This window comes from Pseudomonas sp. YuFO8 (assembly GCF_035065025.1).
In the GTDB taxonomy this organism is placed as follows: Bacteria; Pseudomonadota; Gammaproteobacteria; order Pseudomonadales; family Pseudomonadaceae; genus Aquipseudomonas; species Aquipseudomonas putida_AE.
Genome location: NZ_JAXDEQ010000063.1, coordinates 1 through 26922 on the forward strand (window position 1 = coordinate 1; position 26922 = coordinate 26922).

22 protein-coding genes, 1 rRNA gene and 1 pseudogene are annotated in these 26922 nt (G+C 62.5%); 9 read left to right on the forward strand and 15 right to left on the reverse strand.

Annotation, left to right across the window (positions count from 1 at the left end; all coding sequences use genetic code 11):
- Positions 1-227: 227 nt before the first annotated feature.
- The 3 genes and pseudogenes from SOP95_RS30065 (at position 228) to SOP95_RS30075 (ending at position 1718) form a co-directional block, all read left to right on the forward strand.
- Positions 228-617 carry a hypothetical protein gene (locus SOP95_RS30065; RefSeq protein WP_323609306.1) on the forward strand — a complete coding sequence of 130 codons (390 nt, stop codon included), beginning with the start codon at positions 228-230 and terminating at the stop codon, positions 615-617.
- A gap of 1 nt (position 618) precedes the next feature.
- Positions 619-792 (forward strand): annotated as a pseudogene (locus SOP95_RS30070) (BRCT domain-containing protein); the annotation flags it as partial.
- Between the two features lie 23 nt (positions 793-815).
- Positions 816-1718: an alpha/beta fold hydrolase gene (locus SOP95_RS30075; protein ID WP_274078006.1), complete on the forward strand. Its 903-nt coding sequence runs from the start codon at positions 816-818 to the stop codon at positions 1716-1718.
- Here the strand turns inward: SOP95_RS30075 and SOP95_RS30080 are convergent.
- On the reverse strand, positions 1687-2670 hold the full coding sequence (locus tag SOP95_RS30080) for a GlxA family transcriptional regulator (RefSeq protein WP_323609307.1): 984 nt from the start codon (positions 2668-2670) through the stop codon (positions 1687-1689). The two genes, SOP95_RS30075 and SOP95_RS30080, sit on opposite strands and share 32 nt — an antisense overlap.
- An 89-nt stretch (positions 2671-2759) precedes the next feature.
- On the opposite strand from SOP95_RS30080, the gene inhA reads away from it, so the two are divergent.
- A complete protein-coding gene (inhA, locus tag SOP95_RS30085) occupies positions 2760-3446 on the forward strand; it encodes an isonitrile hydratase (RefSeq protein WP_274078008.1) in 687 nt (228 codons plus the stop codon).
- Between the two features lie 269 nt (positions 3447-3715).
- Here the strand turns inward: inhA and SOP95_RS30090 are convergent, their stop codons facing one another.
- A complete protein-coding gene (locus tag SOP95_RS30090; RefSeq protein WP_274078009.1) occupies positions 3716-4204 on the reverse strand; it encodes an SRPBCC family protein in 489 nt (162 codons plus the stop codon).
- 146 nt (positions 4205-4350) lie between these two features.
- On the opposite strand from SOP95_RS30090, the gene SOP95_RS30095 reads away from it, so the two are divergent.
- Complete coding sequence (locus SOP95_RS30095) at positions 4351-4752, forward strand: lysozyme inhibitor LprI family protein (RefSeq protein ID WP_323609308.1); 402 nt, start codon at positions 4351-4353, stop codon at positions 4750-4752.
- 129 nt (positions 4753-4881) lie between these two features.
- On the opposite strand, the gene peaD is transcribed toward SOP95_RS30095, so the two are convergent.
- The 4 genes from peaD to peaA all read right to left on the reverse strand — a co-directional run bounded on the left by peaD (position 4882) and on the right by peaA (position 9456).
- Positions 4882-6000 carry a quinohemoprotein amine dehydrogenase subunit beta gene (gene peaD / locus SOP95_RS30100; RefSeq protein WP_274078011.1) on the reverse strand — a complete coding sequence of 373 codons (1119 nt, stop codon included), beginning with the start codon at positions 5998-6000 and terminating at the stop codon, positions 4882-4884.
- A gap of 38 nt (positions 6001-6038) precedes the next feature.
- The gene (gene qhpC / locus SOP95_RS30105) at positions 6039-6362 is read right to left on the reverse strand and encodes a quinohemoprotein amine dehydrogenase subunit gamma (protein ID WP_008016081.1); all 324 of its coding nucleotides are present in this window, start codon (positions 6360-6362) and stop codon (positions 6039-6041) included.
- 1 nt (position 6363) lies between these two features.
- On the reverse strand, positions 6364-7794 hold the full coding sequence (gene peaB, locus SOP95_RS30110) for a quinohemoprotein amine dehydrogenase maturation protein (RefSeq protein WP_323609310.1): 1431 nt from the start codon (positions 7792-7794) through the stop codon (positions 6364-6366).
- 81 nt (positions 7795-7875) lie between these two features.
- A complete protein-coding gene (gene peaA, locus SOP95_RS30115) occupies positions 7876-9456 on the reverse strand; it encodes a quinohemoprotein amine dehydrogenase subunit alpha (RefSeq protein WP_323609311.1) in 1581 nt (526 codons plus the stop codon).
- Positions 9457-9965: 509 nt separating this feature from the next.
- Here peaA and SOP95_RS30120 point away from each other — a divergent pair.
- On the forward strand, positions 9966-11456 hold the full coding sequence (locus tag SOP95_RS30120) for an aldehyde dehydrogenase family protein (protein ID WP_323609312.1): 1491 nt from the start codon (positions 9966-9968) through the stop codon (positions 11454-11456).
- Between the two features lie 124 nt (positions 11457-11580).
- On the opposite strand, the gene qhpG is transcribed toward SOP95_RS30120, so the two are convergent.
- From qhpG to SOP95_RS30155, 7 genes are all read right to left on the reverse strand, one after another.
- Positions 11581-12876, reverse strand: coding sequence for a flavin-dependent monooxygenase QhpG (gene qhpG, locus SOP95_RS30125; protein ID WP_323609313.1), 1296 nt, complete (start codon positions 12874-12876; stop codon positions 11581-11583).
- Positions 12873-13550: a subtilisin-like serine protease QhpE gene (gene qhpE, locus SOP95_RS30130; RefSeq protein ID WP_323609314.1), complete on the reverse strand. Its 678-nt coding sequence runs from the start codon at positions 13548-13550 to the stop codon at positions 12873-12875. Before qhpE ends, qhpG begins: the two co-directional genes overlap by 4 nt.
- Positions 13540-15258, reverse strand: a complete 1719-nt coding sequence (locus SOP95_RS30135; RefSeq protein WP_323609316.1) for an ABC transporter ATP-binding protein — start codon at positions 15256-15258, stop codon at positions 13540-13542. The genes qhpE and SOP95_RS30135 overlap by 11 nt, the downstream gene beginning before the upstream one ends.
- Positions 15258-17162: a sigma-54-dependent Fis family transcriptional regulator gene (locus SOP95_RS30140; RefSeq protein WP_323609317.1), complete on the reverse strand. Its 1905-nt coding sequence runs from the start codon at positions 17160-17162 to the stop codon at positions 15258-15260. Before SOP95_RS30140 ends, SOP95_RS30135 begins: the two co-directional genes overlap by 1 nt.
- A gap of 246 nt (positions 17163-17408) precedes the next feature.
- Positions 17409-18434, reverse strand: coding sequence for a histone deacetylase family protein (locus SOP95_RS30145; protein WP_323609318.1), 1026 nt, complete (start codon positions 18432-18434; stop codon positions 17409-17411).
- Between the two features lie 145 nt (positions 18435-18579).
- On the reverse strand, positions 18580-19809 hold the full coding sequence (locus SOP95_RS30150; RefSeq protein WP_323609319.1) for a Zn-dependent hydrolase: 1230 nt from the start codon (positions 19807-19809) through the stop codon (positions 18580-18582).
- 129 nt (positions 19810-19938) lie between these two features.
- Complete coding sequence (locus SOP95_RS30155; protein ID WP_323609320.1) at positions 19939-21249, reverse strand: MFS transporter; 1311 nt, start codon at positions 21247-21249, stop codon at positions 19939-19941.
- Positions 21250-21658: 409 nt separating this feature from the next.
- On the opposite strand from SOP95_RS30155, the gene sorA reads away from it, so the two are divergent.
- From sorA to SOP95_RS30170, 3 genes are all read left to right on the forward strand, one after another.
- Positions 21659-22900, forward strand: coding sequence for a SorA family sulfite dehydrogenase catalytic subunit (sorA, locus tag SOP95_RS30160; protein ID WP_323609321.1), 1242 nt, complete (start codon positions 21659-21661; stop codon positions 22898-22900).
- A 10-nt stretch (positions 22901-22910) separates the two neighbouring features.
- A complete protein-coding gene (gene sorB, locus SOP95_RS30165; protein ID WP_323609323.1) occupies positions 22911-23558 on the forward strand; it encodes a SorB family sulfite dehydrogenase c-type cytochrome subunit in 648 nt (215 codons plus the stop codon).
- Between the two features lie 203 nt (positions 23559-23761).
- Positions 23762-24679 carry a LysR family transcriptional regulator gene (locus SOP95_RS30170; protein ID WP_323609325.1) on the forward strand — a complete coding sequence of 306 codons (918 nt, stop codon included), beginning with the start codon at positions 23762-23764 and terminating at the stop codon, positions 24677-24679.
- A gap of 30 nt (positions 24680-24709) precedes the next feature.
- Here SOP95_RS30170 and mrdA read toward each other — a convergent pair whose 3' ends face one another.
- Together mrdA and rrf are read right to left on the reverse strand one after the other, a co-directional pair.
- Positions 24710-26602: a penicillin-binding protein 2 gene (gene mrdA, locus SOP95_RS30175; protein ID WP_274078025.1), complete on the reverse strand. Its 1893-nt coding sequence runs from the start codon at positions 26600-26602 to the stop codon at positions 24710-24712.
- A 220-nt stretch (positions 26603-26822) separates the two neighbouring features.
- Positions 26823-26922: ribosomal RNA gene (rrf, locus tag SOP95_RS30180) — 5S ribosomal RNA — on the reverse strand; the annotation flags it as partial.

The window sequence follows — 26922 nt, forward strand, 5'->3', positions numbered from 1 at the left end:
GGCTTGCCGGCGAAGGCGTTCTCAAGTACGCCTTCGCCGGCAAGCCGGCTCCTACAGGTTCGATGTCCGGCGAGGGTCTTGTGTAGGCCAACGTCCTACATTTCATAAACAAAATACGCGTCCAGCCCCCGGAAATACCCGGTTGCAAGCCATTACATCCCCACCTAACATCGATGCTCTACGGGTACAGCGGAGCTGTCCAACCCACCCGCATTCAAGGAACCAGAATGTCCCAACGCATCCATCGCAGCATCGACCTGCCCCTTCGAACCGGCCTCAACCGCGACGAACTGTGGGAAGACCACGACAAAGGCCTGATCAAATGCTGGGAAGTCGGCCGCCAGCGTGCCACCCGCTTCCCCGACCTCGCCCGACAATGCCTCGCCGGTGAGCTGCCGGTGCTGGGCTGGAAAGGTGGCGTCAGCCGCAGCCTGAAAAAACTGGAAAAATACGGCTCCCTCAAATACCTGGCGCAGTGGCAGGGTCTGCGCGGGGAGGATCTGGATGTGGATCTGGGCGAAGAACGGGTGCTGACCTGTGCGCGAACCGGGATGGTGGTGACGTTTACCCCGGATAGGGCGAAGTATTTTAATCAGGTGACGGAAGCGGAAGTCTAAGGGTGGATCTGTCAGTAAGAAGGTTCATTATCTTGTGGTGGGCAGTATTGGTAACGATCAGTGGTTACACAGCAGTTATGGAACAAAAATCAAAAAAGCCGTTGAACTGAGGGAAAGTGGCGTACTCATTGCCATCATCAGCGAAGATCATTGGCAAAGGGTGCTTTTCGGATAAGCCAACTCAGGCGGGAGTGTGCAATGAACAATGATGCGCGGATGCAACATGTCCTGACTCCAAGCCTGAATCTCGCCTACGAGGAACACGGCCCCATCACCGGCGAGCCGATCATTTTGCTCCACGGCTTCCCCTACTCCCCCCGCGCCTACGACGAAATCGCTCCACCCCTCGCCGCCAAGGGCTACCGAGTGATCGTGCCCTACCTGCGCGGCTATGGCCCGACCCGCTTCAACAGCCCCGACACCCTGCGCTCCGGTCAGCAAGCCGCCCTCGCCCAGGATTTGCTCGATCTGATGGACGCCCTATTCATCCCGCAAGCCGCCCTTTGCGGTTACGACTGGGGCGGTCGGGCGGCGTGCATTGTGGCGGCGCTGTGGCCGGGGCGGGTTCGTTGCCTGGTGACCGGTGATGGATACAACCTGCAGGACATTCCCCGCTCGACCCGGCCACGGGACCCGGAATCCGAGCATCGCCTCTGGTATCAGTACTATTTTCACACGCCGCGCGGCGTTGCAGGCCTGACTGAAAATCGCCGGGCCCTGTGTGAATTGCTCTGGAAACTGTGGTCGCCGACCTGGGCCAAAGGCCCTGAGTTGTACCCGTTGAGCGAGCCTGCCTTCGTCAATCCGGATTTTGTCGAGGTGGTGATTCACTCATACCGGCATCGGTTCATGTATGCGCCGGGCGATCCGGCGCTGGAGTCGATGGAAGAGGCGCTGACCCAACAACCGCCGATCAGCGTGCCAACGATTTCCCTGTGCGGCGCCGACGATGGCGTGGGCCCGGCACCCGAGATCGACGACGACATCGAACACTTCACCGGGCATTACGAGCGCCGGGTGCTGGCCGGCGTCGGGCACAACATTCCCGAAGAAGCGCCCGAGGCTACGCTCAAGGCGTTACTGGATCTGCTTGCGCGCTGACTGAAAAGCGCTCGCGATAGGCCTGCGGTGTTACCCCCATGGCCCGCAGGAAACTGCGGCGCAGGGTTTCTTCGCTGCCGAAGCCGCATTGCACGGCCACCCGCTTGATTGGCACGCCGGTATCGCTGAGCAGGCGCCGCGCGGTTTCGACGCGGATCAGCTCGATGGCCCGGGCCGGGGTCTGGCCGGTGTCGGCGCGGTAGTGACGGACGAAGCTGCGTTCGCTCATGCCGGCCTGCAGGGCCAGGGTCGGGATGCCGAGGTCTTTGCTGAGGTTTTCACTGATCCAGGCGTGAAGTTCATCGAAGCGGTTGCCTTCTTTCTGCAAAGACAGGGTCACGCTGAATTGCGACTGGCCGCCCGGGCGTTTCAGAAACACCACCAGTTGCCGGGCGACTTCCAGGGCCATGGTCCGACCGAGGTCGGCTTCGACCATGGCCAACGCCAGGTCGATGCCGGCGGTGACGCCGGCCGAGGTCCAGACCGGGCCGTCGTTGATGAAGATCGGATTGGGCTCGACCTGCAATTGCGGGTGTTGCTGCGCCAACTGTTCGCAACGGGTCCAGTGGGTGACAACACGCCGGCCATCGAGCCAGCCGCTGGCTGCCAGCAGGAACGCCCCGGTGCACACCGATGCCACGCGCCGGCACTGCGCCGCATGCTCGCGCACCCAATGGACAAGTGAGGGGTCCTGCGCCGCCGCATAGACGCCCCAACCCCCGGCGATGATCAGGGTGTCGCTGCCCTCCTCGGGCAAAGGCTCGGCCAGCAACGCCAGGCCCGCCGACGACAGCACCGCCCCGCCGCCGCTGCTTATCACCGATGGCGCATAAGGGGGCGGCGAACCCTGCTGGCAGGCGATGTCGTTGGCCGACGCAAACACCTGCAACGGCCCGGTGACATCGAGCACTTGCACGTTGGCGAACGCGAGCACGTGAATGGTTTTCGGCATGTTGGCGTAATTCGTGGGGTGATTGGCGTGTACGCCAAATCCTAGGCGCCTACAGTGAAGGCGTCCACCCACTCCAGGAGAAAAACACCATGACCTTGCAGATCGGTTTTCTGTTGTTTCCACAGGTGCAGCAACTCGACCTGACCGGCCCGTATGACGTGCTGGCCTCGCTGCCGGACGTGAAGGTGCATCTGATCTGGAAGGACCTGATGCCCATCACCGCCAGTACCGGCCTGATGCTCAAGCCGACCGTGACCTTCGACGATTGCCCGGCGCTGGATGTGATCTGCGTGCCCGGGGGCAGCGGAGTCGGGCCGTTGATGGAAGATGAGCAAACCCTGGCGTTCATCAAGGCCCAGGCTGCCAACGCGCGGTACGTGACGTCGGTCTGCACCGGTGCGCTGGTGCTGGGTGCGGCGGGCCTGCTTCAAGGCAAACGGGCCACCACCCATTGGGCGTATCACCAATTGCTGGCGCCGTTGGGAGCAATTGCGGTGAAGGATCGGGTGGTGCGCGACGGCAATCTGCTGACCGGTGGCGGGATCACCGCAGGCATCGATTTCGCCCTGACCCTGGCCGCAGAACTGTTCGACCGGGACACGGCAGAGCTGGTGCAATTGCAACTGGAATACGCGCCTGCGCCGCCCTTTCAGGCCGGTAGCCCGGAAACCGCGCCCGCCAGGGTGCTGGAGGAAGCTCGCGCACGTGCCGCTGCGTCATTGCAACTGCGCGCGCAAATCACCGAGCGTGCGGCGGCGAAACTCGACCGGCAATGAAATACCGGCTGCGGTTCACGCAGCCCGTATTTTTCTGACGCCCATAAAAAAACCCGCCGAAGCGGGTTCTTCCAAGACCATTACAACTCCCTGTCGTCAGCATCCCTTGCAAATGGCCGATCATCCGTGATCCTGAGCACTTCCTGTGCATCAGTGGATGGGGCCAGAATACGCATCGGATCCAATTTGTAACAGACGACATAGTTGTTTCCGCGTGTAAGACATTCGCTATAGATGCACTTCCAAATCTCTCCGACCGGTTATAACCGTCACTCGCCCGCACGTTCCCGGGCCTTGGCGTTTTCGGCGAGGAATTGCTCGAGACGGTTCAATTGCTCCTCCCAGCCACGGCTGTCCATGTAATACGCCTCCTTCTGGCGTACATCGGGAATGTGCGCGAAACCTGACTCGGACACCTTGAGCAAGGTACCGCCTTCGTAGTCTTGCAGTTCGAACTTGACCAGCGTGGTGGGCTCCTGGGAGTAGTCGATTTTCGGGTTCACCGCATAGGGGTGCCAGCGAAAGGAAAACAATTGCTGCGGCTCGACCCGCTCGACCAGCACGTTCCACAACACGTGTTCATAACCGGGATACGTAACCTGCCCCTGCGTCCACTCGCCGGCAATGAAACGCCGGCCTTCGAGCGCAACGCCGAACCACTGACCGAACGCCTCGGCATCGACCAAGGCGCGCCATACAAGCGCGCGTGGCGACTTGAGCATGATTTTGCGTTCAAAACTGTTGGGTACTGGTTTCATACGTCACCTCCTGTAATGAACAACAGTAGGCCTGTAAGACCACATGTCCAGCCCGAAAGTTGTATCAATCGGGCGTCAGTTGTCGAAATCGCCGTCTTTGCGTCGCTACACTGGCGCAAATTCCCCTGTTACAGCGAGCCTATTGCATGTACTCACGTTTCCTTCTGGCACTCACGCCTTTGCTGCTAATCACCCAGGCCCAGGCCGTGGACTGCGACAACGCCAGCGACCAGGCGACGATGAACCAGTGTGCCGCACAGCAGCATGCGGCGGTGGACAAGGAGTTGAATGCGCTTTACCAGCAGATCACCACGCGTTTGAAGGGCGACCCTGACGGCAAGAAACTGCTGGTGGGGGCGCAGCGTTCGTGGATTGCGTTTCGCGATGCCGAGTGCAAGTTTTCGGCGTCCGGGGTGGAGGGTGGGAGTGTTTATCCGCTGATCTACGGCAATTGCGTGACCGAGTTGACCAGGGCGCGGGTGGAGACGTTCAAGACCTACCTGAAGTGCCCGGAGGGGGATTTGGGGTGTCCGGTGCCGGGGGTCTGATTTTGTAGTGTTTTTGAGGGCCTATTCGCGAGCAAGCCCGCTCCCACATTTGATCGCGTTCTTTCTGGAAGAACTCGGTCCAGTGTGGGAGCGGGCTTGCTCGCGAAGGCGTCAGTTCAGACGCCGCAATTACCGCACAAATATCTGCGCCGTGGTAATCGCCATATCCCCACCCGGCAACTTGATGCTGCCCACCTGTTTCAGGCTGTCGGCATCGAAGATCGCCACATCGTTGAACGTCCCGGCCAGGTAGATCTTGCTCCCGTCCTTGTTGAAGGAAATGCAGTAGTAGGAGTGATCGAGCGTCGCCGCCTGGAGCATTTTCTTTTCCTTGATGTCGTACTTGGCCAGGCGGTTGAGCACGCCGAACATCAGGTTGGGATCTTTTGGCGAGCGCATGCCGCTGAAGTAGATTTCCGTCAGGGGCCCGAAGTCGGTGGTTTCGGTCTTGCCGGTCTTCAGGTCGACACTGAACAGGCCGTACAGGTATTCGGCGGTGGCCGGGTCCTGCTGCTTGTCCTTGAATTTCGCCGCGGTGTAGAGCAGCGAGAAGTCATGCCGGTAGGTCTGCTGGTTCCACACGTAGAGCACGTCCGGCGCGCTGTAGTTCGCGCGTTTCCAGTGACGGCTGGGGATCAGCACGTCGAACTTGCCGGTCTGCACATTGACCTTGTAGACATCCGCCCCGGCCACGTACAGCGTGCCGTCGTCACCGCTCTGCATGATGGTCAGCTGGCGTGGCGCCGGGAAACTGCGCACCGGCTTGGCGTCCAGGCCAGCGTCGGTTTTGTACACGTCGAGTCGCGGCTGCTGCACTTCGTAGCGGTCGTTCATCATCAACGTCGGGTTGGCGACGGTGTACAGCTCTTTGCCGTCGTGGCTGACCGTGAAGGCGAACATGGACTTGGCCTTCTCACCCGGTTTCTGGGTGATGCTGGCGTGGAACACCTGCTTGCAGTTGTCCAGCTCGACGCCGTAGACATCCGCGTAATGGTTGTTCAGCACGTAGGCGGTCTTGCGGTCCGGCGCCAACTGCACGGAGCCGGGGCCGAAGGCGTCCGGCAGCTTGCAGGTCTTGTACAGGGTGTCGCTGGCCAGGTCGATCACGTGCAGGTTGTTCGGGTAATTGGTGGTCACCATGTATTCGTGACCGACTTGCAGCGCGGTGTTTTCATCGGCCAGGACCGTGAGCGAAGCGGCGCTCAGGACGGCGAAAGCGGCCAGGCCGCAGGCTTTGATGCTGTGCATGCTGGAATCCTTCTTCTTGTACGCTGCTTTCAAGGGCATCACTTGTCTTTGGGGAAGACAGTGCCGAGGTTGCGCCAGTTGTCGTTGGACGCCTGGGCATCCTTGTTCCAGTCCGGGTAGGTGCTCATCATGTCCGGCACCTGGGCCGGCCACCAGCAGGGATCGGAGCAGCCATACAGGTCGGCTTCCATTGGCTGGCACAACGACGACACACCGCCAAACGCATCGATCTCCCAACCCGGGTCGGTGGTCGAGGCGCAACCCGCCACCGAGCTCATCGCCACCACTTCTTCGATGCGGTTTTCATCCGCGGCCTGATCCAGCTTCAACGCTTTGTTATTGATTGCCTTGAGATGTTTCATATCAGTGAGCCTTGCGCGGAGTGATGTAGCTGCTGATGAACGCAGGGTTGTGAGCCATGATCCGGGTGTAGACCTCGATACCGAAGTCGACCCAGTCACGCATCAGTTCGCAATAGTGATAGGTCGGGTGGGTCGGGTCGCCGTAGCGGGCGTAGCTCTCGTGGTAGCAGCCGCCGGAGCACAGGTTGCGAATCTGGCAGTCTTCGCAGCCGGTGTTGCTGCGGTCCAGGCGTTGCGAGAGGAAGTCGTTCAACTCCACCTGTTTCACGCCGCTGTGGACGTTGCCGAAAGTCGGCAGGCTCGAACCGGTAAAGCGGTGGCACAGGTTCAATTCACCCTTGTGATCCACCGCCAGCATCTTCAGGCCCGCGCCGCAGGGCAGCGCCTTTTTGTGACCTTCGTGGATGTCGGTGATCAACTGGTGCAAGTTGGAGAAGCCGATGTTGCGATGCTCCAGCGCCGCTTCCAGGTAACGCCGACCGAGGCGTTTCATGCTGGCGAAGACTTCGATCAGCTCGTCGCTGGTGAGGTTGAAGCTGCTGATATCGCCCGACGTCACCGGGGCAAAGCCGACTTCGGCGAAACCCAGCTCGTTGAACAGGTGATCCCAGATGGTTTCGACGTCGGTGACGCCAGTGGTCAGGGTCACCCGCGCGCCCACCGGACGGCTGTTGTAGCGAGAAAGCAGCATTTCGGCCTTGCGCCGCACCACGTCATAGGTGCCCTGCCCGCCCACGGTGATGCGGTTGCGGTCGTGCACGGTTTTCGGCCCGTCGATGCTGACGGACAGCCCGAAGCGGTGGGCATTGAGGTAGTCCACGGTGTCTTCGGTGAGCAGCGTGGCGTTGGTGGTCATGACGAACTCGACGAACTTGCCGGCTTCGCGAAAACGCTTCTCACAGTAATCGACCATGTACTCGATGAGCTTGCGATTGCTCAGCGGTTCGCCGCCGAAGAACACAACCGTAAACCGCTCTTCGTCCGGGGATTCGCGCAGCAGCATTTCCACCGAGGCGATCGCCGTTTCGACCTCCATTTTCTTGCCCGCCGAGGGCTTGTCGAGGTCTTCCTTGTAGCAGTAGGTGCAGCTCAGGTTGCAGCCGGTGTTGACGTTGAGCACCACGGTATTGATCGCCGTGCGCTCGACGCGTTTGGCGGCGATGTCCGGTGTCAGCGGCGAGCCGTCGCTGACCAGTTCCAGGGCCATCAGCTCGCGCAGGGTCTCGGTGATTTCCTCGCCGTTGAAACGCGCGGCCAGGCGCTGGATCAGGTCGTCCGAGGAACAGCCCGGGCCGCGCAGGGTATCGATGATGGTGCCCGTCAGTTCATCGCTGGCGAACAGCGAACTGCTGGGGATGTGAAACAGCATGCGGTCGGCATCCACCAGCACTTCGTGCAGGTTGCGTTCGACCAGATTCAAGATAGCGCCCATTGCAAACCTCCTGTGCAAACCCCGGTTGCGGGGCCTGCGATCATTCCGAAAAAGTGTCTGAAGCCGTTTGGGTCAGCCAACTCAAGGAATGGGTGGATTGTTCCAGCGTTGCACGGTGACGATCATGTGGCCTTCGCCGGTCAGGGATTTCCCTGCATCGTCGACGGCGGCGATCACCTTGAGGTTGCCGGCATTGTTGGTGGACATCTTGCGCGCCGGGTTCGGCCCGGCATCGCCCGGGGTGAACACGCCCGTGTCGGCATGCATGGTGCCGGCGAACTTGACGTCTTCGTCTTCCTTGGCGCGGTCGTCGAAGGCCTCGACCTTCCACTGCGCCGGGAACACGCCGATGCGATACGGCTTGCCGTCAGCACCCTTGCCCCAGGCCTCGGCATCGAAACGGCCCTGGACTTTCGGCGTCGAACCACCGCCCTCGCCGATCCGTGCCACCGAGAATTCCGGCACCACCTTGACCTCGGCGATCTTGCTGTACACCGACAGGCTCGGGCCTTTCAGCGTACCGACGCTGACCGCGCGCAGGCCCGGCTGGGCATTGGCGGCAGCCTTGAGCTTGACCTTGATCTGCTCCGGACTCTGCGAGACGACTTCGAGCACTTCCACGCCTTTGCCGAAGTTCGGCTTGCCGGTCAGGCCGCTGCCGATCAGGGTCACTTCGGTTTCGCTGCCTGCCTTCACATATCCCGGCTGCACCGCCAGCAAACGCTGGCTGCCCTGCTTGGCGGCGACGAAGTCCAGCCCGCGTTCATCGTGCTCGGCCTCGAACATGCGGCCCTGCATCGCATTGCCTTTGGCGGCGAACACCTGGCGCATGGTCACGCCGTCGATGCTGACGTTGCCGCGCCATTCGTAGCCGGTGTAGAGAATCGCGCTGCCCTCGCCGTTGAACGGCGTGCCGTCGGCGTATTGGCCCTTGACGCTGACCTTGAAGGTGTCGCTGCCGTCGGCGGTCACGCTCATCACACCGGCCAGTTCGCCTTTGCCCGGCAAGTGTCCGCTGAAGCTCCAGTCACCCACCAGCGTCTCGCTTTTCGGCACCGTGCTCAGCCATTTTTTCCAGGCCAGGTTGTCCAGCGCATAGCGCTTGGCCAACAGCGGCACCATCTCTTTACGGGCGATATCGAACCAGTCGCGGTCGCGGGACAACGCCTGATATTCCAGCGACGGCCACTGGCCGAGGTGGAAGTTCACCAGGCGTTCCCATTCCTGAGCCGGACGCCGTTGCAGGGCCACCCGCGCACCGGAGTGGCAGCGGCCGCACATTTGGCTGGTCTGGTCGTCGAACTTTTCGACGGTGTTGAGCCGGCGCTCCATGGCATAACGCACGCCGTCGGTCTCGCTCGGCGCCAGGCCCTGGGTGTCGGCCAGGTACTTGACCAGCGTGCGGCGGTCTTCATCGCTGATCTGCAGGCCGTGCATGGTCTGCATCCGTGCAATGCTCATCAGCCAGCCTTCCGGCGTCTTGCGCTGATGGCTGATGCGGCTCAGGGCGTTATCGGCTTCGGGGGTGTGACAGCCCTGGCAGGTTTCCTTGAGGATGGTCTGGGCGTCGCGGGCTGCCAGGCTGTGAGGCGAATGCAGCGCTAGACAAGCCGCTACGGCCAGCAGGCTGGCGCTCATGCCTGAACGGAGTTTTCTCTTCATCAACGTCGAACCTCGCACGGTGCTTTCTTATTTTTGTGGCTTATCGTTTTCTGGGTTTCTGCCGCCGGCGGTGAGCCGCTGACGGGGGCAGGAGAAACGTCTGGGATGAGCAATACACGGAGCGTGCCAGCTTGTGAATATCCAGCCAAATCAATTACTTGTTGGTAAAGACCAAGGTTTTTCCAGGGGTGTCATCCGCGTTACACGTTTAAATTCGCGACAACTGTTTCACTCTGAGACAAGCATAGCCCTCTGTAGGAGCTGGCTTGCCAGCGAAGGCGGCCTGAAAATAAAAGGTGATCTCAAGGGCCTCTTCGCTGGCAAGCCAGCTCCTACAGGGCGTGGTGTTTCTGGTGTCTCACGCAGTCGCAATCTGCGACGTTTGTCGACGTCATGGCGATCCGGGAAACAGCTGCCAAACCCGTCAAATCAGGCTCTCGTTGCAAAAAACCATAACTGGCACAGCCATTGCGAAAGACCTCGCCACACGAACAAGACGAGGTTTCATCATGTCGCTTCCCAACCTGCTTCCCGCCACTTCGGCCTTCATCCAGCGCGCCCCGCGCATGCTCATCAAGGGCGACTGGGTCGAGGCCGCCGATGGCCAGACCATGCCCCTGCACAACCCGGCCACCGGCGAAGTGCTGTGCGTTGTGCCGCGCGCCACGCCGGAAGATGTCGACCGCGCCGTGCTCGCCGCCCGCCAGGCGTTCGATGATTCGGCCTGGACTCGCACTCGCCCCCGGGAGCGGCAGAACCTGTTGTGGAAGCTCGCCGAGCTGATGCAGCGCGATGCCGAGCTGCTGGCTCAGCTGGAGTGCCTGAACAACGGCAAGAGCGCGGCAGTGGCGCAGGTGATGGACGTGCAGCTGGCCATCGATTTCCTGCGCTACATGGCCGGGTGGGCGACCAAGATCGAAGGCTCCACGGTGGATGTGTCGGCGCCGCTGATGCCCAACGACCAGTTCCACAGCTTCATCCGTCGCGAAGCGGTGGGCGTGGTCGGCGCCATCGTCGCCTGGAACTTCCCGCTGCTGCTGGCCTGCTGGAAACTCGGCCCGGCCCTGGCCACCGGCTGCACCGTGGTGCTCAAGCCCGCCGACGAAACCCCGCTCACCGCGCTGAAACTCGCCGAGCTCGTGCTGGAAGCGGGTTACCCCGAGGGCGTGTTCAACGTGGTCACCGGCACCGGCATCACCGCAGGCTCCGCCCTGACCCACAACCCGCTGGTGGACAAGCTGACCTTCACCGGCTCCACTGCCGTGGGCAAACAGATCGGCAAGATCGCCATGGATTCCATGACCCGGGTGACCCTGGAACTGGGCGGCAAATCGCCGACCATCGTCATGGCTGATGCCGACCTGCACACCGCCGCAGCTGGTGCCGCCAGCGCGATCTTCTTCAACCAGGGCCAGGTCTGCTGCGCAGGCTCGCGCCTGTATGTGCAGCGCAAGCATTTCGACAATGTGGTGGCGGACATCGCCGGCATCGCCAACGCCATGAAGCTCGGCAATGGCCTGGACCCGAGCGTCGACATGGGCCCGCTGATCTCGGCACGTCAGCAGGAGCGCGTCTATGGCTACATCGAAAAGGGCCGCGAAAGCGGTGCGACCATCGCCTGCGGTGGTGAGCAGTTCGGCCCTGGCTTTTTCGTCAAGCCGACGGTGATCGTCGATGTCGATCAAAAACATTCGCTGGTGCAGGAAGAAATCTTCGGCCCGGTGCTGGTGGCGATTCCCTTCGACGACGAAGCCGATGCGCTGCGCATGGCCAATGACAGCCCTTACGGGCTGGGCGCGAGCATCTGGTCCAATGACCTGGCGGCGGTGCACCGGATGATCCCGCGGATCAAGTCCGGCTCAGTGTGGGTCAACTGCCACAGCGCCCTGGACCCGGCGTTGCCCTTTGGGGGGTACAAGATGTCGGGGGTCGGGCGCGAGATGGGGTATGCGGCGATCGAGCATTACACTGAATTGAAGTCGGTGTTGATCAAGCTCTAATCGGCGGCGCCCTCACGGCCGCCATCGCCAGCAGGCTAGCTCCCACAGGGGATTTGTGATCGACACAAAACTACTGTGGGAGCTAGCCTGCTGGCGATAGGGCCAGGCCAGCCAATTGCAAGGGTCAGGGTTTGTATCCCTGAGCCAACAACCACCCCCGAACCATTCTCCCCTGCTCCACAGTCAAACCTGCCAGTGCCTGCTCAGCCGGCTCACTCCACAACCGCCGCACCAACGGCGCCAACTCCACCCCCTGCACATGCCAGATCCCCAACGGCTGGTCCGCCGTGATTACCACCTCGGCCTCATCGACAAACCCATCCTTCAACACCGGCGCCCGCTCAATCCGCAACGCACTGAAATCCGCCTCGACATGGGCCACCTCGGCATCCGGCCATTGTCGCCGCGCCTGCCAGAATGGCTGGTCAAGCCAGCGCTGCTCATCGGCATAAAAATCCCGGCCAATGCGCGCAAACCGCAGGAACAACTGCTCCACCCGCTGCTGGTGAAACCGCTGGGCCAGGCCCGCCCGCTCAGGTTTGCGCAACAAGGTGTTGATCACCGTCGGTGCCTGCAACGCCGAGGACAGGGATTGAAAGATACCGTTGCCCGACAGCGGGTCCACCGCCATCGCCGCATCACCGACCCGAATCCAGTGCTCGCCGCACACCTGTGGGCTGAGGATCGCCGTGCTGCTGCGGGCATGCAGTTGCAGGTCGGCCTCTGGATCGGCGCCGAAAAAAGCCCGGGCCACTGCCGATGCCCGCCGCCGTTGCCGGCAGTATTCAAGCAACGCCGACTTGCCCGGCAACCCGGCACTGGCCACGTCCACCGTCCATTGCCAGTAGCATTGACCGTCGTCCCGTCGCGCCATCCAGGCCCAGCCGTCGGCGAGGCTTTCCACGGCGCTGGCGGTCGTGCCCGGTGCGCCTTGCCAGCGATTGAGCAGGCTGACCGTCTCCGGCCCGCGCAAGCCTTTGCCCAGGGCCGGCGCCTGGCGTCCGCGCGCTTCCACGAGAAAATCCGCGTCCAGTGCTTCACGCCCTTCGACCTGGATCTGATGCCCTGAAGACGATGACAACACGCCGAGCACCCGACCTTCGATCAGGTCCACGCCCGCCTCGCGCAAGTCTTCGCGCAAGCCCCGGTCGAAGGCCGGGCGGTCGAGCAGGAATTCGATGTTTTGCGCATGCTGCTGGCCGTTCCAGTTCACCTGGCGTTGCGAAGGCAGTGTCGCCTGCGCCAAGGCCTGCTGCAGGCCGGCGCCGCGCAAGGCTTCCAGCACCCGCACGGAAACCCCCTCCAGCGCGGCAAAACGGCGCCACTCGCAGACCAGCGTCACCGGATATCCCAGTCGGCGCAAGCCCAGCGCCACCGCCGCACCGGCCGGGCCGGCACCCAGCACCACAATCGTACTCATGGGCCGCGACGCCGTTCGGGGCCACGGTAATGGGCGTTGTCCCGCAGGCACTGGACGATCTGTTCGTTGCTCGCCCCGGGATGCTCGACCAGGAAAGCGGCAATATGCCCGCTCAACGCCGCGCAGCCGAGGCTCGCCCCCGATTGCCCGGGATAGGTGCCGTGCACGCAAGCACCGAAATCCGCCTGGGCACTGTCAAGCCATGACCATTGCAATTCGGTGCATCGCGCATCGCCGGTCACGCGCAGCACCTGAGAATAATTCGCCGGAAACACCCCTTCGCCCTGGGCCGGGCTGGACGCGCACAGCAGCACGCCCCGCGCCACTGCCGCCGCGCAGGCGTTGCGCAGCAGGCTGCGATCCTGGCGCAGGCCCAGGCTCAGGTTGATCAAGCGCACGTCCTGCGCCACCAGCCAGTCGATGGCCGTGGCGATCTGCAAGGCGCTGGTCACCCCGCGCTGGTCGAACACTTGCGCAACGCAGAACAGCGCCGAGGGTGCACGCCGGCCGATGGCTTCGATCACCGCGCTGCCATGGCCCAGCGGGTCGTCACGCAGGTCGCTTTCAGCGAGCCCGTCTTCCACCAGGGAAAAACGCCGGCCGGCGACCACTTGCACCCGTTGCGCCGCCGAGTGACCGCTGTCTACCACGCCAATGCACAGCTCAGGCCTCATGCAGCACCGTTTTCGACACCAGCACGCCATCGAGCAATTCAAAGCGCAGGTCGGCATCGGCCAGGGTCGAGGGGCGATGGCTGATGAGGATGCGCGTACGCCCGGCAAACAGCCGGTCGATGGCTTCGATCACTTCGCGCTCGGTGGCTTCGTCCACCGCCGAAGTGGCTTCGTCGAGCACCAGGATCAGCGGGTCCTGCAACAAGGCGCGGGCAATGGCGATGCGTTGTTTTTGCCCGCCGGACAACTGCTGGCCGCGCTCCCCCAACGGACTGTCAAGGCCCTCGGGCAAGGTCGCGATCAGGCTGTCGAGTTGCGCCAGCCGTGCGACTTCGGCGATCGCTTCACGGCTGGCATCCGGCACGGCGTAGGCCAGGTTGTCGGCCAGGCTGCCGCGAAACAGCACGATGTCTTGGCTGACCACGGCAATGCGCCGACGCAATTCGAACAGGTCGAGTTCGCGTACATCCACCTCCCCCAGCAATACCCGGCCGGACTGTGGATCGTGATGGCGTTGCAGCAGGTCGATCAGCGTGGATTTACCGACGCCTGAGCCGCCGCTCAGGGCGACTTTCAACCCATAGGGAATGCACGCTTCGATGCCGCGCAAGGTCGTCGTCCGACCGGGATGACTGAAATGCACATCGTCGAATCGCAGATCGCCCGAAGTCGGCATCGACCGGGGCGCAACGGGAGTGAGCACCGTGGGTTGTTCGCCACGCAGTTCCATCACCCGCCCGAGGCTGACGGTCATCCGCTGCACCGCCACATACAGCCCGAGCAAACTCTGCACCGGTCCCACGGCCATGCCCAGGTAGGTGGAAAAGGCGATCAATGCACCCAACTGCCAGGTGCCCTGCACCACCCAATAACCGCCGATCAGGAATGCACAGGCCCGCGACAGAGAGGTCAGCGTACCCGGCACGGCCTGGGTGAAAAACTCGGTGACCTGCAGGCGCAGCAACTGGCTCATGTAACCCTGGCCCAGACTTTCAAGACGCCGAGCTTCGCGCTGCTGCTGGCCGGCGGACTGGATGAACTTCATCACCGGCAGCGTCTCGACCATGAACGACGACATGTCCGCCGAGCGTTCGCGCAACTGCCGCACATCGCGCTCGACCTTGCGCCGCATCCAGCGCAGCCAGAGCACGTCGAGGGGAATCAGCACCAGCGCCAGCAGCGATAGCTTCCACGACAGGGTCAGCAGCATCGCCACGGCCACCACCAGGCCGATCACGCTCGACACCGCCGAGAACAACGAATCCACGGCAAAGCGCTGGATCTCCGCCACGTCGCCATCCAGGCGCGACATCAGGTCGCCGATGCGCCGCTGGCCGTAGAAGCTCGGCGACAGGGTCTGCAAATGCCGGTACAGGTCATCGCGCAGGGCAAACAGCATGCGCCCGGACAAGCGCGTGTGCAGGTACCGGTTGATCCCGGACAACGCCGTGCCCAGCAAGCCCGCGACGATCATCAGCCCGGCGATCAGCACCAGCATCGGGAAGTTGCGCGCCAGCAGGCCATCGTCGATCAGCAGTTTGGTCAGCCACGGCTGCACCAGCACCAGCGCCGAGGCGCAGACCGACAGGCCCAACAGCCCGGCGATCGCCAGGCGGTGCGGGCGCACGAAGCTGTACAGCCAGCGCAACGCGGCTTGCAAAGCCTCGGGATTCTGGCTGTCGATCAGCCGCACGATCAGGCGCTGCATTACGAGCGCAACTGTTTGAGCTTGCGATACAGGGTCGCGCGGCTGATGCCCAGGGCGTCGGCAGCCGCCGAGACGTTGCCCTGATGGCTGTCCAGGGATTGGCGGATCATCTCCAGTTCGTTCTCGCGGATACTGCCGGCCTGGGGCCGTTCGCTGGCGTTGAGGTCGTCGAGCATGCTGTCGGGCAAATGATCGAGGGTGAGCACCGTGTCCCCGGGTTCGCGCATGGCCAGAGCAGTGCGCAGGACCATCTCCAGTTGGCGGATGTTGCCCGGCCAATGATAGCCCTCGAGCAAGCGGTTCAAGTCGTCGTGCAGGACCATGTTCGGCGCGTCGAGCCTGGCCAGCAGACGGCCTACCAGTGCGCTGAAATCCTCGCGCTCGCGCAGCGCCGGGAGCATCACGCTGATGCCGTTGACCCGGTAGAACAGGTCCTCGCGAAAGTGTTTGTCTTCCACCAGGCGCTTGAGGTCGCGGTGGGTGGCGCAGATCAGCGCGACGTCGATGTCCTGCTCTTCGCCGGCGCCCAATGGCGCGACCTTGCGGTCCTGCAGCACGCGCAGCAGACGGGCCTGTAAGGCCAGCGGCATGTCACCGATTTCATCGAGGAACAAGGTGCCGCCGTGGGCCTGTTGCAGCCGCCCGACCATGCCGCCCCGGCGCGAACCGGTGAACGCACCCTCGCGGTAGCCGAACAGTTCCGACTCGATCAGGCCTTCGGGGATCGCCGCGCAGTTCACCGCGACGAAAGGTTTGTCGCAGCGGCTGCCGGCCATGTGCAGGGCACGGGCGATGACTTCCTTGCCGGTGCCGGTTTCACCCAGCAGCAACACCGGCAACTGGTTGGCCAGGCCTTGGCGGGCCATGCGCAGGGCACGGGCATAACGGGCGTTGCTGCCGGCCAGGGATTCCAGGTCGGGCTGGTTTTTCGCAGGTTTGGCGACGGTGCGTGGCGAGCTGCCGACGTTGATCGAGCGTTGCGGCGCGCGCAGGGTCTTGTAGAAGAATTCACCCTTGGCGGTCTGCAGACTGCCGACGCCGCCCTGATGCAGGCGTGCCAGCAATTGAAGGCCATCGACCCCGAGGAACTCTTCGCAGCGCCGACCGACCAGCGCCGAGCGTTCGGCATGCAACAACTGGCAGGCCTGGGCGCTGACCGCGAGGATCTGCCCGCCCAGGCTCACCGCCAGCAGGCCCTGCCACGGCGATTCGAGGTACTGACGGCGACTGTGAAAGGCCAGGACGATTTCGTCCGGATAGCTTGAGTTGAAGACGCGGCTCTCGATCTGGCTGACGGCCATGGCCAACAGCGCGGTGCTGTCGTGGGCGCGGCCCAGCGGGCCTTCGCGGGTCAGGTCGAGCACGCCGAGGATGTCGCCCTGGGGGCAATGGATCGGCACCGAGGTGCAGGAAAAATCACTGAGGCGATCCAGGTAATGTTCGCCGCAATCGATCAGGGTTGGCCGGGCCTCCACCAGGGCGGTGCCGAGGGCGTTAGTGCCGCGCGCGGCTTCGCTCCAGCAGGCGCCGAGGGTGATGTCCTGCAGGCCACTGCCCTTGAGGCGGTCGGCGCGGCCTTCAACGGCGAGGATGGTGGCGTCGGAGTTGGCGAGGATGATCAGCCCTTCCTTGCCCTGGCGTTCGGCCAGGTAATCGATCGCCGGCAACGCCGCATCGATCAGCAGGCGATTGCTCGCCAGCAACACATCGACGCTGGCACTCGATTCCAGCACCAGCTCATGCTTGGCATTGAAATGCACGCCATGGCTGAGGCTGCGCCGCCACGAAGCATCGATCTCCGCGCGCAGGACACCGTCCGGGACTTCGCCTTCCAGATGCAGTTTTTCCCGGGCCAGCCGGGCTTCACGATGCAGTTTGGGGGAGTTTGTTTTTATTAGCGTCATCAAGCGCTCCGGGTCGTCCGCCCTGCGCCTTCATACGTCGGCGCCCTGCCGCAATCTTTACGTTAACGTCAGGGCGATGGCAAGTGCCTTACGGCGCTTGTGTTCCGGCAGGTGGATCGTGTCATCGTTCTTCGCGAGCAAGCCCGCTCCCATACTTGACCGAGTTGGACCACAGGTTTGTGATCGACGCTGAACAATGTGGGAGCGGGCTTGCTCGCGAAGGCGATAGACCGGACAGCAAAAATTTCAGAGCTGCCAAACCTCAGGGCTCACAAAAAACGCCCGCGCATTATCCTCCAGACTCTCCAGGTGATACCCCCCCTCCTGCACGATCAAACACGGCAATCCAAGGCTGCGAATCCGCTCGCCGAGCACGGCAAACCCTTGCCGAGTCACCGCCACCTTGCTCTGCGGATCCAGCTCGAAAATATCGAACCCCAAGGACAACACCAACACCTCGGCACCGAACTCCGTCACCGCTTCCAGAGCTACATCCAGCTGCTCGAGGAAGTCGGCCTCGCTAGCCCCATGGGCCATCGGCAAGTTGAGGTTGAACCCCTCGCCCGCTCCGACGCCACGCTCATCGGCAAAACCCGCAACCCCCGGATAAAAATTGGTCGGATCGCCATGCACCGAGACATACAGCACGTCATCGCGATCATAGAAGATCTCTTGGATGCCCTGGCCGTGGTGCATGTCGGTGTCGAGCACCGCCACCCGCGCAAAACCACCACGCAACACCTGGGCCGCCACCGCGGCGTTGTTCAGGTAACAGAAACCGCCCGCCGCTTCGGCCCGGGCATGGTGCCCCGGTGGACGGCACAAGGCATAGGCCGCCGGTTCGCCATCGAGCAGGGCCTGGGCGCCGGCGACTGCGCTTTGCGCCGACCAGTAGGCCGAACGCCAAGTCTGCTCGCCCACCGGGCAACTGCCGTCGGCCAGGTAGCGCGCGGCTTGTGCGAGCACCCCGCGCAAGGCGTTGGGCTCACGCACGAAGATGTTCGACATCACCTCGTCGCCCCAATCCTCGGGGATCTCCATCCAGCGCTGGTGGGCTTCCTGGAGGAACGCCAGGTAAGGCGCGCCGTGCACCGCCAGTAGCGGATCGAGCCCGGCATCAACGGGTTGTTCGACCTTGAAACCCAATGCCTTTGATGCCTGCACCAGGCGCTGGGCGCGCTCGGGTACTTCCTGGGGGGTGCGCATCTGGCCACGGGAGTAGTAGCTGCGTGGATGGTGGAGCAATTGTTCGGGGTGGAAAAAACTGCGCATGGGATAAATTCCTGTCAGCGATCTTCAATCAGGGCGAGTACTTCTGTAGGAGCAAGCTTGCTCGCGATGAGGCCCGCACATTCAATATTGATGGCGACTGATCTACCGCTATCGCGAGCAAGCTTGCTCCTACAGGGGACTGCGTTTACTCAGCGATTTGCGCGCGGGCCAGCACGGCGTTGAGCAACACATCCGTCCCCTGGCGCACATCTGCGGGCAACACATCTTCCGCTTCGTTATGGCTCAGGCCACCCACACACGGAATGAACACCATGGCCGTCGGGCAGAACCGCGCCAGGTGAATCGCGTCGTGCCCGGCACCGCTGACGATCGATTGCTGGGCGTAGCCCAGGGCATCCACCGCCTGCTGCACCGCCGCCACGCAATCGGCATCGAACGGCGTGGCCGGGCTGATCCAGTGTGGGGTAATGGTCAGGTTCAAACCGCGACCGTCGGCGATCGCCTGCAGTCGCGCACGAACCTGTTGCTCCATGGCCTCGATGGCTTCGTCGCGATGATGACGCAGGTCGACGGTGAAGTTGACCAGCCCCGCAATGGTGTTGCGCGAGGACTTGTTGATGCTCAACTCGCCCACCGTGGTCAGGCCTTCGGGGGCGAAATCGGCAGCCAGGCCTTCGATGGCCTGGATCATCCGCGCCACGCCGTTCAAGGCGTCCTTGCGCAGGGGCATGGGCGTCGTACCGGCGTGGGCGGCCATGCCTTCGACGCGCACGTCGAGCCAGCGGATCGCCTGGCCGCCGCTGACCACGCCGATGCTTTTTGCGTTGTCTTCGAGGATCGGCCCCTGTTCGATATGGGCTTCAAAGTATGCATCCACCGCACCGCCCAACGGACGATCGCCCGCGTATCCCGTGCGCTGCAGCTCTTGTGCGACGCTGATGCCATCGGCATCGCGCACCGCCAGCGCCGCGTCCAGCGACATGATGCCGGTGAATACCGCCGAGCCGAACATCGCCGGGGTGAAGCGCGCGCCTTCTTCGTTGGTCCACACCGCCACTTCCAGCGGCTTGCGGGTCTGGATCCCCAGATCATTGAGGCAGCGCACCACTTCCAGGCCGGCGAGCACGCCGTACACGCCGTCGAACCGACCGCCTTCAGGCTGGGTGTCGAGGTGGCTGCCCATCATCACCGGTGCGGCATCGGGATCGGTACCGGCGCGGCGGGCGAACAGGTTGCCGATGGCATCCACGCTCAGGGTCATGCCGGCCTCGCGGCACCAGTGGGCAAACAGTTCGCGACCGGCCTTGTCTTCGTCGCTCAAGGCCAGGCGGCAGCTGCCGCCACGGGCAGTGGCACCGATTTCGGCCATCGCCATCAGACTCGCCCAGAGGCGTTCGCCATTAATCTTCAACATAAATCACTCCAGGAAAATGCAAAACGACGCTTTGTAGGAGCCGGCTTGCCGGCGAAGAGGCCTTCAAGACATGCATCGATCTTTCGACCGTCTTCGCCGGCAAGCCGGCTCCTACAGTTCGGTTCGGCGTCAGGCGTTGGCCATTTCCACGCGTTCAGCACTGGCATGGCGACGGGCAAGGGACAGGACACAGATCAAGGACGTTGCGGCGATCAGGCTGTAGAACACCGCCATCGGCCACCATTGGCCGGCGAACTTGTGCGCCAGCATCGTGCCGATCAGCGGCGTCAAACCACCCGCCACGGCCCCGCAGATCTGGTACGCCAGGGAGATCGCGGTGTAGCGCACCCGGGTCTCGAACATGCCGCTGACGTAACCTGCGATCACCGCATAAAACGACGCCATGCACACCACCGCCAGGGCAATGCCGAGGATGATCAGCGGCGCCTGGGCCGAACTCACCAACACGAACATCGGGTAAGGCGAGGCCATGGCCAGCAGCGATACCAGGCACAGGAAGCGGGTCGCGCCGATCTTCTCGGCGACCCACGCCGCCAGGGGTTGAATACAGAACTGGATGATCGCGACGACGAACAGGCACTCCAGGATCAACGAGCGCGGCAGCTCAAGTTGTTGCGTGGTGTAGGCGATCATGAAGGTGTTGGTGAAATACACCCCGGCGATGCCCAGGGTGTTGGCGCCGATGCACAACAGCAGCGGCCGCCAGGCGGTGCGCAGCACTTCCATGACCGGCGCCTGCTCCTTGCGTTGGTTTTTGCTGGCCTGCTCGCGGCTGGCGAGAAACTCCGGCGACTCGTTGACGCCCAGGCGAATGGCCAGGCCCACCAGCAACAACAGCGAACTGGCGAGGAACGGCAAGCGCCAGCCCCAGCTCATCAGGTCTTCTTCCGGCAAACGGGTGACCGCGCTGAAGGCCAGCAGCGACAGGATCAAACCCGCCGGGCTGCCCAGTTGCGCGAACGAGGCAAAGAAATTGCGTCGGCCCTTGGGCGCATGCTCGCCGGCCATCAACACCGCCCCGCCCCACTCGCCACCGACGGCAATGCCCTGGACGATGCGCAACAGAATCAACAGTACCGGTGCCGCTGCGCCGATCTGCGCGTAGGTCGGCAGCAAGCCGATGCACACCGTGACCACGCCCATCATCAGCAAGGTGATGATCAGCGATTTCTTGCGGCCGATGCGGTCGCCGATATGCCCGAAGACAATCCCACCCAACGGCCGCGCAAAGAAACCCACGGCGAAGGTGCCGAACGCGGCCATGGTGCTGAACAGTTTGTCGTCGGAGGGAAAGAACAGCGCACCGAACACCAGCGCGGCGGCGGTGGCGTAGATGTAAAAGTCGTACCACTCGATCATGGTGCCGATAAAGGCTGCGGCAGCCGCACGGCGCGGCTGGGACGAAGCGGGAGGCTTCATGGGGGCGGACTCCTTTGTTTATATTTTTGGCAGGAGATAAACGAACAATCAGCGGCGCTCTGGCGGCGCCGGTCTGGTGATGATTTTTCGTCCGCGGGCGATGATTAGTCAATTTTCTATTTGTTATTTTAATTATAAACCACGCTTATAATTTGGGATTGCCGTGTCAGAGTGTGACTCGCTGGACAAGGTGCAGATCACGCTCAGCTGCTTCCAAATGTGGCCCCCGCATGGCCCGTCCTCTGTCATCAACTGCTAAATCACTGTCGCTCAATGAGAAGCAGACACCCCGCGCCTGGCGATACTGGTTGGCTCATCGAACAGTGACGCGACACGTCTAGACCGATGCCTTTGTGCCCTGATGGGGCTATCGGTTGCATCTCAAAAAAACAATCAAAGAGAGCGCAGAATGAAGTTCAGTTTTGTCGATAACAGCAAACCCACCCGACGGCGCGTTTTGCGCGATGCCTTGACCCTGGCTGTGGCCGCCTCCCCCTTGGCCAGCCTCGCCCGGGCAGCGGACGAAAGCGCCGAGGAAGTGACATTCGCGGCGGGCCCGCGGCCGCTGGTGCAATACCCGCAAAAGCGTCCGCTGACCCTGGTGACCACCCGCCCACCGCACCTGGAGACGCCCTTCGCGGTCTTCAACGAAGGGCCGATCACCCCCAATGACGCTTTTTTCGTGCGTTACCACCTGGCCAATTTCCCCACCAGCATCGATCCGGACAGCTACCGGCTGACGGTCAAGGGTGCGGTCGACACCGCGTTGTCGCTGTCCCTCGCAGAGCTCAAGGCGCTGGCGGAGCCGGTGGAAGTGGTGGCCGTCAATCAATGCTCGGGCAACAGCCGCGGCTTCTCGATGCCACGGGTGTTCGGCGCGCAGTTGGGCAACGGCTCAATGGGCAATGCACGCTGGCTGGGTGTGCCGCTCAAGGCTGTGTTGGAAAAAGCGGGGGTGAAAGCCGACGCCAAACAAGTGACCTTCCGCGGCCTCGACAAACCGGTACTGCCAAGCACACCGGAGTTCATCAAGGCCCTGGACATCAGCCATGCCATGGACGGTGAGCCGATGATCGCCTGGTCGATGAACGGCACCGACCTGCCCTTCCTCAACGGTTATCCGATCCGCCTGGTGGTGCCCGGTTATTTCGGCACCTACTGGGTCAAGCACCTGAGCGAGATCGAAGTCGTCGACCATACCTACGACGGTTTCTTCATGGCCAAGGGTTACCGGGTTCCGGACAACGACTGTTTCTGCATCGCACCCGGCACTACGCCAGCACAAACCAAACCGATCTCCAAACTGCCGGTGCGCAGCTTCATCACCAGCGTTAAACAGGGCGATGTGTTGCCGCTGAAAAAAAACGTGCTGCTCAAGGGCATCGCGTTCGACGGCGGTGCCGGAGTGAACAAGGTGGAACTGTCCATCGACGGTGGAAAAACGTGGCGTCAAGCCACGCTTGGCCAGGACCTTGGCCGTTTCTCCTTCCGCGAGTGGACGCTGGCGATCACCTTTAGCAGCAAGGGCGCGACACAGCTGATGGTGCGCGCCAGCAACCGCGCGGGCGAGACCCAACCGCTGCAAGCCGACTGGAACCCTGCCGGCTACCGCCGCCACGTCGTCGAAACCAGCCACGTGACCGTCGCCTGAGGAGAGCCGGATGAAACCCATGAAAATCATGACCCGCTGGCTGTGCGCGGCACAAATCTGCCTGGCCGGTTTGGCCAGTGCAGCGCCACTGACGATCACCTTGCCGCCGGAATCGGCAGCCTTGAAGCCCAGTACGCTGCCGGGTTACGCGCTTGCCCAGCAGAAGTGTTCCACCTGCCATTCCGCCGACTACATCAACTTCCAGCCCCCGGGCATGAGCCTGGCGCAGTGGACGGCGGAAGCGGGCAAGATGCAGCACGTGTACGGTGCTCCGATCAGCGATCAGGACGTGACCATCATCGGCGCCTACCTGGCGGCCACCTACGGCAGTGCCAAGGCGAGCGATGCCGATGTACGGGCCGCCTCGAACCCGTCGGCGGGCCAACCAGCGCCAGCCCCTATGGCAAAAGTCGACGCCACGACCTTGCTGCAGAACAACGCCTGCCTGTCCTGCCACGCCATCGATCACAAGGTCGTCGGCCCGGCTTATCACGATGTGGCGGCCCGGTACGCCAATGACCCGCAGGCCCTGGCCAAGCTGACGTCGAGCATTCAGCACGGCGGTAGCGGCAAATGGGGGGATATCCCGATGCCGCCTTTCGCGCAGTTGAGCCCGGACGATCTGCACAGCTTGGCGACGTTCATCCTGCAGCAGTGAATCCATTGTGGCCTGGAGTGGTTTGAGCAGTCAGGGCCAAGTCGATCCACTGAGCATGGATCGACTTGAACAGCGGCCGGCGGCATGCGGTCAGCTGATGCCTTGGCCCATGAGCTTTTCTGCACCGCCGGGCGAACGATGTTAGGATCTGGCCCATTGCGGGGTGACTTGCCCTTTCATGCTTTTACTTTCCGTGAACACCTATGGACCGCCTGCTCAATGACCGCCTGGACTGGAACCTGCTGCGCACCTTTCGGGTGATCGGCCAGGAGCTGAGCATCAGCCGCGCGGCCGCCCGCCTGCACCTGACACAGCCGGCGGTGAGCCAGGCGCTCAAGCGCCTGGAAGAACAACTGGGGCGGCAACTGATCGCCCGGCGCGGGCCACGGTTTGCCCTGACCGAAGTCGGCGAGCAGATCTTCGAACTGGCCGGGGAAATCTACGGGCAGATGTCCCAGGTCAGCAGCGTGCTGGAACAACCGGCCGACGAAGTCATCGGCAAGGTGCGCCTGCTGATCATCAGCCGGATCTTCTCCGAGCGCTTCGATGACTTCCTCGCCGACTTTCATCGCCAGCACCCGCGGGTGGATCTGGAGGTCGAGGTGATGCGCAGTTCCGATATCGTCAGCGCCCTCCAGGAAAAAACCGCCACTCTGGGCCTGAGCCTCAATCGGCGCCCGCAGCCGCGCCTGGAACAGCGTCTCTTCCTGCGCCAGCGTTATGCGTTTTTTTGCGGCAAGCACCATGCGCTGTTCGGTCGACGTGACGTCGCCGAAGGGGATTTGCAGCGGGAGAATTTCGTCAGTTTCACCAGCGACCAGATTGGCGGCATGCTCTCGCCGTTGACGATCTTTCGCGACCAGCAGGGCTTCAGCGGACGCATCGTCGCCTCGTCACCAAGCCTGGAAGAAGTGCGGCGACTGGTGATCGCCGGCTTCGGTATCGGTTGCCTGCCCGAGCACGTAGTGGCGGCCGACGTCGACGCCGGATTGCTCTGGCGCCTGCCGCCCCATGAAGGGATTGCCGATGTGGACATCCATTTGCTGTGGAACCGCGAGCAGCGCATGAGCCGTGCCGAGACGATCTTTCTCGAAAGCCTGCAACAGCGACTGACCGACTGAGCTCATGATTTTCTGCGGATGATAGATCGCTTATACGTGAGGATCGCCCGGTGCCTTGCTCGGCACGGCGTATTGCGGCTTGAGGTGGCCGTCCTGATCGAGTAGCCAGGCGTCCATGATCTGCCGCACCACCGGACCGGCGACACGGCCACCGGCCTCGCCGTTTTCGATCATCACCGAAATCACGATTCGCGGATGTTCGGCCGGGGCAAATCCGACGAACAAGGCATTGTCGCGGTTGCGCTCGCGGGTCTTCGCGCGGTTGTAACGCTCGCCCTGCTTGATCGCCACCACTTGCGCGGTGCCGCTCTTGCCGGCGATCCGGTACTGCGCCCCTGCCGCTGCCGCCCGGGCGATCCCGCGGGCATCGTGCATCACCATCTGCATGCCGTGGTTGACCTGCTCCCAGTCGCGCGGGTCCTTGAGCAGGATATTCGGCATCGGATGCTCGTCCACCGGCGCGACCCCGTCGACGGTCTTGGCCAGGTGCGGGCGGTTCCACACGCCTTTGTTGGCGATCAGCGCCGTGGCCTGGGCCAGTTGCAGCGGCGTGACCTGCATGTAGCCCTGGCCGATGCCGAGGATCACGGTTTCCCCAGGAAACCATGGCTGACGTCGCGTGGCGCGCTTCCAGGCCTGGGACGGCATCAAGCCGGGGGACTCTTCGAACATGTCCAGCGAGACCTTTTCCCCGAGGCCGAACATGGCCATGTAGTCGTGCAGTCGATCGATGCCCAGCTTGTGCGCGAGGTCGTAGAAGTAGGTGTCGTTGGAGCGCATGATCGCCGCGTCCATGTCCACCCAACCGTCGCCGCTGTGGTTCCAGTTGCGGTACTTGTGGTCAAAGTCCGGGAGTTGGTAATAACCTGGATCGAAGACCCGGGTCTGCGGCGTGACGATGCCGGCGTCGAGCCCGGCAATCGCGACTTCCGGCTTGATGGTCGAGCCCGGCGCGTAGAGCCCGCGCAGCACACGGTTGAACAGCGGTCGATCGATGGAGTCGCGTAGCGCCGAGTATTCCTTGGAGCTGATACCGGTGACGAACAGGTTCGGATCGAAACTCGGGTTGCTGACCATGGCGAGCACTTCACCGGTCGACGGATCCAGCGCGACCACGGAGCCACGACGATCACCCAGGGCGTGCTCGGCGGCCTCCTGCAGCTTGACGTCCAGGCTCAGGACGATGTTTTCACCGGGCACCGGATCGGTGTGCTTGAGCACGCGCAACACGCGGCCCTGGGCATTGGTCTCGACTTCCTCGTAACCGACATGGCCGTGCAGTTGCGACTCGTAGAATTTTTCGACCCCTGTCTTGCCGATGGACTGGGTACCTCGATACTCGACGGTATCCAGGACCTTGGACTCTTTCTCGTTGATCCGTCCGACATAGCCGACTGAATGCGCGAAGTGCTCGGCCAACGGATAGTGCCGCACGAACTGCGGCTCGACATCGAGGCCCGGCAAACGGAACTCGTTGACCGCCAGTACCGCGATCTGCTCCTCCGTCAGTTCATAGAACAAGGTCACCGGCACGAACGGATGCCGTGCCTGTTTCATCGCCTTGTCGAACTGCGTGCGGTCTTCGGCAGGCAGGTGCAGCAGGCTGATCACTTCGTCCAGTTCCTGATTGACATCGGATGCGCGTTCGCGAGTGATGGTCAGGTTATAGCTGGGCCGGTTGTCCGCCAGGACCACGCCGTTGCGGTCATAGATCAGGCCCCGGGTAGGGGTGATAGGCAGCACGTGGACACGGTTGTTTTCGGAGATCGTCGAGTGATAATCGAATTCCACCACCTGCAGTACGTACAGGCGCACCACCAGTGCACAGGTGATGGCGACGACGAACAAGGCACAGGCCATCAGTCTCTTGTTGACCAGGCGCGTCTCTTTTTCGTGGTCTTTGATCGGAATCGGTTGGGGCATTTCTGTAGCAACTCTGAAAAGAAAATGCCGATCCCTGGGCTTGAAACAGTCCGTTAAAAAAACGAGCTGCACCATAACAAAAACTGCCGGGTCACTTTCGTGTCATTTTCTTTATGTTGGGCCGCGGAAAGCCGCCCGGAGCAACCGGCATCATGCAGGAAAAACGCGCACAAAAACAAAACCCCTACCTGCTTGCGCAGATAGGGGTTTTGGAATTTAATCTTGACGATGACCTACTCTCACATGGGGAAACCCCACACTACCATCGGCGATGCATCGTTTCACTTCTGAGTTCGGGATGGGATCAGGTGGTTCCAACG